General features: G+C 46.3%; 9 protein-coding genes and 1 riboswitch. Of the genes, 4 read left to right on the top strand and 5 right to left on the bottom strand.

The window, feature by feature from the left end; genetic code table 11:
* Nucleotides 1-112 precede the first annotated feature (112 nt).
* Together uvrA and ACHUFZ_RS16390 are read left to right on the top strand one after the other, a co-directional pair.
* On the top strand, nt 113-2,935 hold the full coding sequence (gene uvrA, locus ACHUFZ_RS16395; protein WP_394127980.1) for an excinuclease ABC subunit UvrA: 2,823 nt from the start codon (nt 113-115) through the stop codon (nt 2,933-2,935).
* Between the two features lie 68 nt (nt 2,936-3,003).
* Nucleotides 3,004-4,776: a PglL family O-oligosaccharyltransferase gene (locus ACHUFZ_RS16390; protein ID WP_394127979.1), complete on the top strand. Its 1,773-nt coding sequence runs from the start codon at nt 3,004-3,006 to the stop codon at nt 4,774-4,776.
* A 45-nt stretch (nt 4,777-4,821) separates the two neighbouring features.
* Here the strand turns inward: ACHUFZ_RS16390 and ACHUFZ_RS16385 are convergent, their stop codons facing one another.
* Nucleotides 4,822-5,943 carry a pyridoxal-phosphate-dependent aminotransferase family protein gene (locus ACHUFZ_RS16385; protein WP_394127978.1) on the bottom strand — a complete coding sequence of 374 codons (1,122 nt, stop codon included), beginning with the start codon at nt 5,941-5,943 and terminating at the stop codon, nt 4,822-4,824.
* Between the two features lie 224 nt (nt 5,944-6,167).
* Nucleotides 6,168-6,344, top strand: a riboswitch (Lysine riboswitch).
* Between the two features lie 114 nt (nt 6,345-6,458).
* Here ACHUFZ_RS16385 and lysC point away from each other — a divergent pair.
* Nucleotides 6,459-7,811 carry a lysine-sensitive aspartokinase 3 gene (gene lysC / locus ACHUFZ_RS16380; RefSeq protein ID WP_394127977.1) on the top strand — a complete coding sequence of 451 codons (1,353 nt, stop codon included), beginning with the start codon at nt 6,459-6,461 and terminating at the stop codon, nt 7,809-7,811.
* Nucleotides 7,812-7,940: 129 nt separating this feature from the next.
* Here lysC and pmbA read toward each other — a convergent pair whose 3' ends face one another.
* Nucleotides 7,941-9,284, bottom strand: coding sequence for a metalloprotease PmbA (gene pmbA / locus ACHUFZ_RS16375; RefSeq protein ID WP_394127976.1), 1,344 nt, complete (start codon nt 9,282-9,284; stop codon nt 7,941-7,943).
* Between the two features lie 108 nt (nt 9,285-9,392).
* On the opposite strand from pmbA, the gene yjgA reads away from it, so the two are divergent.
* On the top strand, nt 9,393-9,920 hold the full coding sequence (yjgA, locus tag ACHUFZ_RS16370; RefSeq protein WP_394127975.1) for a ribosome biogenesis factor YjgA: 528 nt from the start codon (nt 9,393-9,395) through the stop codon (nt 9,918-9,920).
* Nucleotides 9,921-10,151: 231 nt separating this feature from the next.
* On the opposite strand, the gene thiQ is transcribed toward yjgA, so the two are convergent.
* The 3 genes from thiQ to thiB are packed head-to-tail and all read right to left on the bottom strand — an operon-like array spanning nt 10,152 to nt 13,461.
* The gene (gene thiQ / locus ACHUFZ_RS16365) at nt 10,152-10,856 is read right to left on the bottom strand and encodes a thiamine ABC transporter ATP-binding protein (protein WP_394127974.1); all 705 of its coding nucleotides are present in this window, start codon (nt 10,854-10,856) and stop codon (nt 10,152-10,154) included.
* Nucleotides 10,840-12,444 (bottom strand): thiamine/thiamine pyrophosphate ABC transporter permease ThiP, encoded by a 1,605-nt coding sequence (thiP, locus tag ACHUFZ_RS16360; RefSeq protein ID WP_394127973.1) that lies wholly within the window; start codon nt 12,442-12,444, stop codon nt 10,840-10,842. The genes thiQ and thiP overlap by 17 nt, the downstream gene beginning before the upstream one ends.
* Nucleotides 12,445-12,453: 9 nt before the next feature.
* Complete coding sequence (gene thiB / locus ACHUFZ_RS16355) at nt 12,454-13,461, bottom strand: thiamine ABC transporter substrate binding subunit (protein WP_394127972.1); 1,008 nt, start codon at nt 13,459-13,461, stop codon at nt 12,454-12,456.
* Between the last annotated feature and the right edge of the window lie 51 nt (nt 13,462-13,512).

Genomic DNA, 13,512 nt, shown 5'->3' with positions numbered 1-13,512 from the left:
CTAAGGGCGACTAACACAGTCGCCCTTACTGTTTTTTTATCCAGTATTTTCTTTGCACATTTGTCACTCTATGTAATACTTAGCCCACTTGATTTTTCATAGAGTGACGAGAATGGATAAGATAGAAGTCCGCGGTGCCCGCACCCATAACCTGAAGAATATCAATTTAACTATCCCTCGCGATAAGCTTATCGTTATTACAGGTTTGTCTGGCTCAGGTAAATCTTCTCTGGCTTTCGACACTCTCTATGCAGAAGGCCAACGTCGCTATGTTGAATCGCTTTCTGCCTACGCGCGTCAGTTTTTATCGCTAATGGAAAAACCTGATGTTGACCATATTGAAGGCTTGTCTCCTGCCATCTCTATTGAGCAAAAATCAACATCGCATAACCCTCGTTCGACCGTCGGTACTATTACCGAAGTCTATGACTACCTGCGTTTACTGTACGCTCGTGTCGGAGAGCCTCGTTGTCCTGAACATCACACACCACTTGCCGCGCAAACCATTTCTCAAATGGTTGATAAGGTTTTAGAGCTACCAGAAGGCTCAAAGATGATGCTCCTCGCGCCTATCGTCAAAGAGCGTAAAGGTGAGCACGTTAAAACACTCGAGAACCTAGCAGCACAAGGGTTTATTCGCGCACGTATCGATGGTGAAACCTGCGATCTTTCTGATCCACCGACTCTAGAACTGCATAAGAAGCACACCATTGAAGTGGTTGTCGATCGCTTTAAAGTTCGTAGTGATCTTCAACAACGCTTGGCTGAATCTTTTGAAACCACACTTGAGCTATCCGGTGGTATTGCGGTCGTGGCACCAATGGACGGTGAAGGCGAAGAAATCATATTCTCCGCCAACTTTGCTTGTCCACTATGTGGCTATAGCATGCAAGAGTTAGAGCCACGTTTGTTCTCATTCAATAACCCAGCAGGGGCTTGTGGCACTTGTGATGGTTTAGGGGTGCAACAATACTTTGATCCTGAGCGAGTGATCGTCGACGACTCATTAAGCTTGGCTGAAGGAGCAATTCGCGGTTGGGATCAAAAGAACTACTACTACTTCCAGATGCTCTCCTCTCTAGCAGAGCATTTTGACTTCGACCTCAAGGTTCCTTTTAAGTCACTGCCGAAAAAAACTCGTGACATTATTCTTACCGGTTCAGGTCGCACAGAAGTTGAGTTTAAGTACATCAATGACCGTGGTGACATCCGCGTTAAACGTCACCCATTTGAAGGTATTCTCAATACACTCGAACGTCGCTACCGTGATACCGAATCTAACGCTGTTCGCGAAGATTTAGCCAAGTACATTTCAACCAAGACCTGTTCAAGCTGCGACGGTAGCCGTCTACGTTTAGAGGCGCGAAATGTCTTTATCGGCGATACCACTCTTCCGCAAATCGTTGAGCTGAGCATCGCCGATGCTCTAGGTTTTTTTGCCACACTGAAACTTGAAGGCCAGCGTGCTCAGATTGCTGAAAAAGTGATGAAAGAGATCAATGACCGACTGCAATTTCTAGTGAATGTCGGCCTTAACTATCTCAACTTATCCCGCAGTGCAGAAACCCTCTCTGGTGGTGAAGCGCAACGCATTCGACTAGCGAGCCAAATTGGTGCTGGACTGGTTGGCGTAATGTACGTTCTTGATGAGCCTTCAATTGGTCTGCACCAACGTGATAATGAACGCTTACTGAAAACTTTGACCCATTTACGCGACTTGGGTAATACCGTGCTTGTGGTTGAGCACGATGAAGATGCTATTCGTATTGCAGACCATGTGATTGATATCGGCCCAGGTGCTGGGGTCCATGGTGGTAATGTAGTTGCAGAAGGGACCATGGATGAGATTATTGCTAATCCTAACTCACTAACGGGTCAGTACCTGAGCGGTAAGAAAGAAATTGCCATCCCTGAGACCCGAACACCTAAAGATAAGAAAAAGGTTGTCGAACTTATTGGGGCAACAGGCAATAACTTAAAAGATGTCACACTAGAGATCCCTGTTGGCCTATTTAGCTGCATTACCGGCGTCTCTGGCTCAGGCAAATCGACACTAATTAACGATACTTTCTTCAAGATCGCTCACACTCAGTTAAATGGGGCAACCACCGCAACACCTGCGCCTTACAAAAAGATCAAAGGCCTAGAGCATTTCGATAAAGTCATCGATATCGATCAAAGCCCGATTGGTCGTACACCACGTTCTAACCCAGCGACGTATACTGGTATTTTCACGCCAATTCGTGAGCTGTTTGCCGGCACTCAAGAGTCTCGTTCTCGTGGCTATAAACCGGGTCGTTTTAGCTTTAACGTGCGCGGTGGCCGCTGTGAAGCATGTCAGGGTGATGGCGTAATTAAAGTTGAAATGCACTTCCTGCCAGATGTTTACGTCCCTTGTGATGTGTGTAAAGGCAAGCGTTACAACCGCGAAACACTAGAGGTGCGTTACAAGGGAAGAACTATTGATGAAGTGCTAGAGATGACTGTTGAAGATGCTCGTGAGTTCTTTGATCCCGTACCAGTCATTGCGCGTAAGCTGCAAACTCTGATGGATGTTGGCCTGTCATACATTCGCTTAGGCCAAGCGGCAACCACCTTATCTGGTGGCGAAGCGCAGCGTGTTAAACTGGCCCGTGAATTGTCTAAGCGTGATACTGGCAAAACCTTGTATATTCTCGACGAGCCAACTACAGGTCTGCACTTCCACGATATCCAACAATTGATGACCGTATTGCATCGCCTGCGTGACCACGGCAATACCGTTGTCGTGATCGAACACAACCTAGATGTGATCAAAACTGCCGATTGGATCGTCGATCTAGGACCCGAAGGCGGTCAAGGCGGAGGGGAAATCATTGCAACCGGCACACCAGAAGATGTGGCCCAAGTCAAAGGCTCGCATACCGCGAGGTTCCTCAAGCCTATGTTAAAATAGCAAATAATTGTAAGATAAACAGACCAGTGCCAATCCACTGGTCTGTTTTTTTTAAGGTGTTGTAATTTATGGCGACTACTCATGTAGCAGGAACGGAACTAGAATTCAAAGCAGCAAAGCCGCCTTTGATTAAACCATTCTTAGTTTCTATAGGCATTGTTTACTTACTCGCAATGCACTTTTTTATGCCTAACCCAGGCGGTTCCGGCCTCGCTCTTGCCTTTAACCCAACCACTTGGCTTGCACTGAGTTTCTCTATCGCCATCGGTCTGTACCAATTCGGTACTCAGGGCAAATTAAGGTACAACAAACTTACCGTCGGCTTGTTTATCAGCTGTGTGATGCTGACTTTGCCTGTTCTCTATCACAATGCCGCCCCTTCTTTGTCTACTGGTAAGCTCATCAGCCTTTGGAGTGGCTACCTACTCTTCGTCGTACTACAACAATTTCGTTTTAGTAATAAACAAAAGCAACGTTTGCTGTGGTTTATCACTATCGCAGTATTCATTGAAGCGCTACTCGGCTGGGTACAATTCTTTATTTTAGAGCCGGGCAATATCTTTGGTTACAATACCGTCAACAATCGCCCTTACGGTATTTTCCAACAGCCCAATGTGATGGCCAGCTTCCTTGCGACTGGTCTAGCACTGTCTGGTTATCTGCTCACCCGCCATCCGACCAAGTATCAACGTAAGGTAAGTGAAGTCGCTCTGCTTTATCTAATGCCAGTGGCGACGATTCCACTGCTGATCTTTTTAGCCTCTCGCACTGGTTGGCTCGCTGGAATACTCTCTGTTGGACTATTACTGCCTTACATCTACAGGTTTGCGACCAAAAAACGTTTCTTTGGTTGGTCACTGGCCGTGATTGCTGGCATCACCATTGGCCTAACTACCAATATGATCTCTGCGGACGCTTCACTTGCCTCACAACGGACCAACTTAGAGAGTCCAAGACAATATACTTTCCCGCAAGCACTCGACATGCTAATTGAAAAGCCATTTACTGGTTATGGCTATGGTCGTTTCGAACCGGAATACATTGTCTACACGGCGCGCCAACATCAGCTCAATGAAGCTTATAAACCTGGCCTTGCAGCGATGGACCACCCGCACAATGAACTGCTCTATTGGGGTGTGGAAGGCGGCCTGATCCCCTTACTTGCGATCTTCCTTGCAGCAATTCTGGTGTTAGTCCGCATCGCGCAGACCACGCGAGGAACGCGTCTAGCTTTGTTTGCTCTGTTTGTGCCGATCGTATTACATAGCCAACTCGAGTACCCTTTTTATCACTCTGCTATCCACTGGATTACTTTTATTATCTTGCTTTACTGGGTCGACCAACGAGCAGCCTCTTACCGACAGATATCATTAAGTTTTGTCTCACAAACACTGTTACGCGTATTCAGCTTGGTGATTCCAATCATTGTGAGCTTCTTTATGCTCACCACGCTACATACTAATTACGTCTTAACCCAGTTTGAACGTTCACAGCCGAAGAACCCAGAGCTGTTGGAACAGGTGAGCAACCCGATTGTTTGGCAGGATAGATTCGATTGGGATATCTTCAGCACCTATCTCAATATCGGCTTGCACCAACAAAAGGCCAAATTTATTCAGCCTTATATCGATTGGTCTTTGGAAATCATCAAAGATAAGCCTCGCCCAGCTTTTTACAACAATTTGATCTTGGCTTATCAAGGACTTGGCGAAACCGTCAAAGCGGAACAGATTAGACGCGAAGCACAGTTTCTCTTCCCTGAACGAGACTTTTCGCAGGTGTCCTATATTCCACCTAATGTTGATGCGTTAAAGGCTCAAAACGAGCAAGAACAACAATAAATAAAGGCGACCATTGGTCGCCTTTATTATTTCAATTCCATAACGCTATTGAGCAAGTGACTCTTCCAGTGCACGTAAACATAACGCAACGTTTTCAGCGCGAGCACCGTAGCCCATTAAGCCAATGCGCCAAGCTTTACCCGCCAGCGCGCCTAACCCTGCACCAATTTCAAGGTTGTAAGTATTAAGCAGATGATTACGTACTTTAGCGTCATCAACACCTTGAGGAATGTAAATCGCATTCAGTTGCGGTAAGCGTGAGTTCTCTTCAACCACAAACTCAAAGCCTAACTTTTCCAAACCTTGTTTGAGTTTGTCGTGCATATCACGATGACGTTGCCAGGCATTCTCAAGCCCTTCATTTTTTAGAATCAGTAGCGATTCATGCAGTGCATAGAGGCTATTCACAGGTGCAGTATGGTGGTAGCTGCGCTTACCTTCTCCGCTCCAATAACCGAGAACTAAACTTTGGTCGAGGAACCAACTCTGCACTGGTGTAGTGCGAGACTGAATTTTCTCAATCGCGGCAGGGGAAAACGTAACTGGTGAGAGACCCGGCACACAGGACAAACACTTCTGACTGCCAGAGTACACTGCGTCGAGTTGCCATTCATCCACTTTCAGTGGCACACCACCCAATGACGTTACCGCATCGACAATAGTCAGCACACCATATTGCTTGGCTAATTTGCCAAGTACTTCGGCGTCACTGCAAGCGCCGGTTGATGTTTCAGCATGGACGAAGGCGAGCACTTTGGCATCAGGGTTATCTTTCAGTGCTTGTTCAACTTTGGCCACCGATACAGGTGCGCCCCATTCGTCATCAACGACCTCAGCAACACCGCCAGCACGGACGACGTTTTCACGCATTCGCTCACCAAACACGCCATTGCGACACACAATAACTTTTTCACCCGGCTCAATCAGGTTAACAAAACAGGTTTCCATACCCGCGCTCCCCGGCGCTGACACGGCAATGGTAAATTCATTCTCGGTTTGAAAAGCGTATTTAAGTAGCGACTTAAGCTCATCCATCATGCCAACAAACAATGGGTCCAAGTGCCCGACAGTAGGACGACTCAAAGCCTGCAGCACTTGAGGAGAGATATCGGAAGGCCCCGGCCCCATTAAAATTCGGTGTGGGGGAATAAAACTTTGAATCGTCATTGGCAGCTCCTTTTGAATAACTTTTTCGTTCTATTTATTTTTGCTTAACCACATTAATGCATATTTTCCCTACCAGCAATTAGCCCAAAGTCTTGAGGTCAAACCAGTGTCACAAGTTTGTTAATTTATAAACGCGATAAAGTTACAAATTCTCGTTGACATAAGTCACAGAAAAACGTTCAATGCTGAGTATGTGGTGAATATTTATGCCGCATAGCAAATTATTTTGCAGAAGAGGAGCACTGCCCAGGTAGATATGTTGTGGAACCGCAAATCCAATACAGCATATTGAGGGGGAGTAGTGCCGAGGTAGATAAAAGTTGTGGCTTGAGTCTATCGGTTGTTAGGGTTGAATCCCTACGACTGTCATCAGCCCAGCCTGATGATGAGCTTCTGAGGTATACCATTCAAATAAACACCTCTCTTTCGCTCAACTCTCTTCATCAAAGTAAAACATTGGATGTTGGTATAGCTACCAAATTATATATTTTCAGGAAGTCGTGGGAGAAAACGCTGTGAGCAGTTTTAATGTAGCTAAATTTGGTGGAACAAGTGTTGCAAATTTTGAAGCAATGAGCCGTTGTGCCGCTATTATTGAAAGCAACCCAAATACCAAACTCGTTGTCAGTAGTGCTTGTTCTGGAGTGACCAACTTACTGGTTGAACTGGCTAACGGTGTACAAGATCAAACTCGTCGTAGCGAAGTGCTGGCTAAACTGGCTGAGATCCATCAAGCGGTTCTGAACCAACTAGAAGATGCAACCCAAGCAGCGAGTGAAGTGTCCGCAATTCTCGATACAGTGGCAGGCCTTGCTGAAGCGGCTTCTATTCAAGCGAGCCATAAACTGACCGATCACCTTGTCGCATGTGGTGAGCTAATGTCGACTCACCTGCTGACGCAATTGATGAAAGAGCGTGGTATCCAAGCCGTTCGATTCGACATCCGAGATGTGCTGCGCACTGACAGCAACTTTGGCAAAGCCGAGCCTCTTTTAGACGATATCAGCAAGCTAGCTCAGCAAAACTTAATTCCACTTTGCCAACAGAATGTCGTGATTACCCAAGGCTTTATTGGTTCGGATGAGCAAGGCAATACCACAACATTAGGTCGTGGTGGCAGTGACTACAGCGCGGCATTAATTGCTGAAGCGGTAGAAGCATCTGGCTTAGAAATTTGGACTGATGTTCCGGGTATCTATACTACCGACCCTCGCATTGCCGCTAAAGCTTCACCTATTCCAGAAATCAGCTTTAGCGAAGCATCAGAGATGGCTAACTTTGGCGCTAAAATTCTTCACCCATCAACGCTACTGCCTGCACTACGCCATGATATCCCAGTGTTTGTTGGCTCTTCAAAACAGCCAGAGAAAGGCGGCACTTGGATTCGTCATCAAGTCGAAAGCTCACCGCTATTCCGTGCACTAGCTCTTCGCTGCAACCAAACCATGGTGACACTCCGCAGCGCGCAAATGTTTCACGCTTACGGCTTCTTAGCTAAAGTGTTCGAAATCTTAGCTAAGCATAAAATCTCGGTAGACTTGATCACTACGTCAGAAATCAGTGTCTCACTCACACTCGATCAAACAGATACGGCTGGTGGTGCTCCACAGCTTCCTGAAGCTGCGCGCCTAGAACTTGAAGAACTATGTACGGTAGAAGTTGAGCACAACCTATGTCTGGTTGCTCTCATTGGTAACAACATGAGTGAAAGCAAAGGTTATGCGAAGCAAGTGTTCGGCACCTTAGAAGACTTCAACCTACGTATGATTTGCTATGGCGCAAGCCCACACAACCTGTGTTTCTTAGTCCATGAATCAGTCTCAAAGCAAGCGATTCAGAAGCTACATACGGAATTATTTGAAAGCTAAAAAACAAAAAAGGTTGATGCGAAAACATCAACCTTTTCTTTTGTTGTCATTCCCGAAAGAGATTCCCTACTCCTTCCTTCGTCAGTCTATGGAATGACAAAAGATACGCGAACGCACAGGATTTACCCTTTACTCACCAGCAACTTTCATCGACTCAAGCAGAATCGAACCCGTTTGAATCTGAGAGCGGGTCTCGACATCATTACCGACTGCAACAATCTGGTTAAACATCTCTTTTAGGTTGCTAGCAATGGTAATCTCAGAAACTGGGTATTGGATTTCGCCATTCTCAACCCAGAAGCCTGCTGCGCCGCGAGAGTAATCACCAGTAACGATATTCACGCCTTGGCCCATTACTTCTGTCACCAATAGACCTGTGCCTAACTCTTTCAACATCTGGTCAAAATCCTGACCAGTCGACTTAACAAACCAGTTATGGATACCACCCGCATGGCCCGTTGGCGTCATGTCCATCTTGCGTGCCGCATAGCTAGTAAGAAGGTAAGTCGCTAACACGCCGTCAGTGATAATTTCACGATCTTGAGTAAACACACCTTCGCTATCAAATGGGCTAGATGCTAAACCACGTAACAGGTGTGGACGCTCTGATACATTGAACCATTCAGGCAGTACTTTCTGACCAAGATGATCCAATAGGAATGAAGATTTACGGTAAAGGTTACCGCCACTGATCGCCATCACTAAATGACCGAGCAAACCTGTCGCCACATCAGCGGCAAACATCACTGGGTATTTACCCGTTTTCAGCTTCTGCGCATCCAAACGACTCACGGTCTTTTCAGCCGCTTTCTGGCCAACTAATTCAGGTGTCCAAAGGTCATCTTTATGACGAGCGACCGTATAGCTGTAGTCTCGCTCCATTTCGCCATTGACGCCTTGGCCAATCACGCAACAGCTGGTGCTATGACGGCTTGACGCATAGCTCGCCAGCAAACCATGACTGTTACCATAGACTTTTAGGCCATAGTGGCTATCGTAGCTGGCGCCGTCACTTTGCTTAATTTTGTCGCTGTACGATAGGGCTTGTTGTTCAGCCGCAATCGCTACTTGCGCAGCATAGTCAGGGTCTGGCGTATCTGGGTGGAATAAATCTAAATCAGGGATATCTTGCACCATCAGTTCTTTCGGTGCCGGACCTGCGTATGGATCTTCAGAGGTATACTGAGCAATATCGAGAGCAGCAAGTACCGTTTGTTGGATTGCTTTTTCACTCAAGTCTGATGTTGAAGCGCTGCCTTTGCGTTGATTGCGGTATACCGTGATACCTAACGCGCCATCACTGTTAAATTCAACGTTTTCTACCTCGCACATACGGGTTGAAACGCTTAAGCCAGTTGACTTGCTGATGGCAACTTCTGCCGCATCCGAGTTCGCTGCGGCCATCTCTAACGCTTTTGCTACTGCGCTTTCTAACTCAACACGTTGTTGAGCTACTTGCTGTCTTACGTCCATATTTGCTTATTTCTTAAGATCAATTGCCATTAGAATAACAAGAATTTCGCTTTCTCCCCACGATTCTTGTTAAAATAGAGAAATAGATGTTCAAATTAAGGCAGAAAGATGGCACGTAAGAATCAAAAAGCGCCATGGGAAGAGGAAGAAGAGATCATTTGGGTCAGTAAGACCGAATTGAAACGCGACATGGAAGAGCTACAAAAGCTTGGTGAAGAACTCGCAAGCCTGAAGCCGTCTGTACTAGAAAAGTTCCCTTTGAGCGAAGACCTAGCAGAAGCAATCAAAGACGCACAACGCTTTAAAAACGAAGCGCGTCGCCGTCAGCTTCAGTACATTGGTAAGCTGATGCGCTTTGAAGAGACTGAACCTCTACAAGCAGCATTAGATAAAGTACGTAACAAGCACTCGCAAGCAACTGCGGAACTGCACAAGTTAGAACAACTTCGTGATCGTATCGTAGAAGAAGGCGATGGTGCGATTGGTGATGCGGTAGAACTATTCCCAAGCGCTGACCGCCAACGCCTACGTCAACTTGCACGTCAAGCGGCAAAAGAAAAGGCGTCTGGCAAGCCAGCAAAAGCGTTCCGTGAGATCTTCCAAGTGCTAAAAGCACTCAACGAAGAAGAGATGTAAGCTAGAAGCTAGAAGCTAGAAGCTAGAAGCTAGAAGCTAGAAGCTAGAAGCTAGAAGCTAGAAGCTAGAAGCTAGAAAAATTAAGGGTTGCCGTGAAAACGTCAACCCTTTTTATGTTCAATTAATTTGTAGAGGATCTCTTCCAGCAAGTCGAGAGCTTTATGAGATTCCCTACTCCTTCCTTCGTCAGTCTAGGGAATGACTAGACTTGTGGCATCACCCTTGCTTAGTTCATTCGCCCGCTCTAACAAATTCACTCAAGATCGAATTAGGGTGACTAGATGATAGCTGACCTATCTCTCCTGCCACTTCGACCTGTCCATTAGCAACGAAGATAAAGTCTGAGCTTATAGCTCTCGCATCGCTAATATGGTGGGTCACCATTAACACTGTGATGTTTCTCTCTTTGGCTAACTTAGCCACCAATGACAACATCTCTTCGCGTAAAATAGGGTCTAACGCCGAAAAAGGTTCGTCCAATAGCCAAATCGCATGCGGCTGAACAAAACAACGAGCCAATGCCACTCGCTGACGCTGACCACCAGAGAGCTGCTCAGGTAATCGGTCTAAGTAATCATCGACACCCACTTGAGCCGCAGCCAGTTCCACTTGCTGTTGTTGAACATTGGTCAACTTAAGGCCTGGGTGCAGCCCCAAACCAATATTCTGCCGCACAGTGAGGTGAGCAAACAAATTGTGCTCTTGGAACAGCATAGCAAAAGGTCGTTGATGAGGCTCTAAGCCAACAATCTCTTTATCTTCAACGCTAATCGTTCCTTTTGCTGGATCAATAAATCCAGCCACCAAGGCTAGTAAGGTCGATTTCCCCGCTCCACTCGGCCCCATCAAGGCGACAATCGAGCCCTGCTCAACCGCCACATCAAAGTGAAACAGCTCATTGTGGTAATAATAATCAACGTTACTCAGGGTTAGCATGTTTGACCTTTTTATTTACTTTGAATAGCGTTTCAATCAAGGTGAAACACCCAACACTTAATAGTAATAATGTCACTGATACCACTGCTGCCGCTTCCATCTGATAGCTGCCTAACAATTGGAAAAGGTACAAGGGCAAGGTACGAAATTCTTGGCTACCAAACAGTGCGACTGCGCTTAAATCCCCAATCGCAAACATAAAACTGATGGCAAACGCATGCGCCAGTGGCTTTCTTAGTGCCTTCCATTCCACCACTTTAAATCGTTGCCAACCTCGCATACCTAAACTCGCACACACATATTGGTATTGCTGCTCGACATGCAACATGGGTTGAGACAAGGTTTTAATCACATACGGCAGGCCCATCAAGGCATTGACCGCCACCACTACCACGAATGCGAGACTGAACACATCAGTAAACGAGCGCAGCAGCAAAAACAGCCCAGTTGAAATCACCAGCCCAGGGGTAACTAAGATGATGGTGCCAATTAATTCGATATGATCGGCACGTTTTACTTTATCACTTAGACGCAGTCGACGGCTGGTGATTAAAATCGCCACCCCAGCCGATAGCGCTAAGATACTCGCCAGTGTCGCAACTTTTATTGACGCCCAAAAAGCAGACCAAAAGCGTGCGTCGGTTAAAACATTAATCACTTCTTTGTTGATGCCACTCAGTATCACCATCAGCAATGGCGGCACAACTAGCAGCACTGCAACGATAATCCACCCCCAGTCCCAACACTTCGACATCCAGCTATCTTTAGACAGAAAAATAGTATGCGATTGACTGCCGCTTGTTACTGAAACTGGCTTAGCAAGCCTTTGAAGACTCAGCGCCATCACACCGCATAACGCCATCTGCCACATAGCTAGCAGGGCGCCTGCTTGTAAATCAAAATCAAACTTGATCGCTTGGTAAATTGCCAGTTCGATAGTGGTCGACTTGGGACCGCCGCCCAATGCCATCACAGTGGCAAAACTGGTAAAGCACAGCATGAACACCAAACCACTCACGTGGGGGAGTTGCTGACGTAAACGAGGCCATTCAATCCAGCGAAATTTGTCCCAATGCCCCATCCCTAGGTGTGCACATAACTTGTGCTGCTCTTGCGGAATCGACTCCAACGCTTGGAGCAGTAATCGCGTTGCATAAGGAAGATTAAAGAACACATGTGCAAGTAAGATGCCGTTCAAACCATAGATTGAAAACGGCAGCTTATTGTCTAGAAATTTAAACAAGGTTGCGAGCAAGCCACTGTTGCCATAAATGGCCAATAACCCAAACACCCCGACCAACACAGGTAGCACTAAGGTGGTGGCAAACAGTTTAAGTAATAAAGTCTTACCGACAAATTGACGGCGAGAAAGCGCATGAGCAACAGGTAGAGCAAAACCGACGCTCAGTAGTGTCGAGAGAAAAGATTGGTAGAAGCTAAACTTAGTCACATGACGATAGTAAGGATCGTTCCAAACTAAGCTGATGTTTAAGGTATCAGCGTTGACCATCAATGCTGCCAGCGCTGAAACAACAAAGGTCGCGATGAAGATCGCGACCCATAAACCAATAAGAGGTGTTTTACGCAAAAGAAAGCCTTAGAAGGTTAATGCACTTTGCCATTCACGGATCCAAGATTTACGATTCTGAGCCACCTCATCAGCGCTAAAGCTGAGAGCTTGGCTAGGCACAGTCAGTGTTTCGAAACCTTTAGGCAGTTCAACATTAGTCACTGGATACATCCAGTTTCCAGTTGGCATTGCTGATTGGAACTCATCACTTAAGATAAAGCTCATGAATTCATCGGCAAGCTTTTCATTTTTAGAACCTTTTACCTTTGCTGCCACTTCGACTTGAGTGTAGTGACCTTCAGTAAAGTCCGCCGCGGCATACTTCTCATCACTTTCAGCAATCAAGTGATAAGCTGGCGACGTGGTATAGGAAAGCACAAGATCAGACTCGCCTTCTAGGAACATAGAGTATGCTTCTGACCAGCCTTTAGTAACAGTGACGGTTTTTTTAGCTAGGTTTTGCCATGCCTCTGTAACATCATCACCATAGACTGACTTCATCCACAGCATTAAGCCTTGGCCCGGTGTTGAAGTACGAGGGTCTTGATAAATCACTTTCAAATCATCACGTGACTCTACTAGCTCTTTTAAGCTCTTTGGTGGATTGGCCAAGGTCTCTTTGTTGTAAACAAAGGCAAAATAGCCAAAGTCATACGGTACAAAAGTCTTGTCATTCCAACCGTTAGGCAGCGTCACTGAGCCAGTATCAACATTGTGTTGCGCCAATAAACCTGTTTCCTTAGCTTCCGCCATCAGATTATTGTCTAGACCAAGTACGATATCGGCTTTGCTATTGCCACCCTCTAGGCGCAGCCGATTTAGAATCGAAACCCCATCATCTAAGGCAACAAAGTTGACGTCACAACCACACTTAGCTTCAAATGCTTTTTCGACGGTTGGGCCAGGGCCCCAATCGGCTGCAAATGAATCGTAGGTATAAACCGTCAGTGTATTGTCTGCTGCACTTACTGAAAATGAAGCTAGAGTAACAGCCGCTAACGTGCTGATTGAAAGGGTATTTAGAGTGTTTTTCACTGCTCGCTCTCTCCTTGTATGAGCGGCACAGGTTTGAGGGATACATCGGTA

This window comes from Vibrio hepatarius (assembly GCF_043642085.1).
Taxonomy (GTDB): Bacteria; Pseudomonadota; Gammaproteobacteria; order Enterobacterales; family Vibrionaceae; genus Vibrio; species Vibrio hepatarius_C.
The sequence above is the reverse complement of the archived record's forward strand: the minus strand, read 5'-3'. Positions and strand labels throughout refer to the sequence as shown.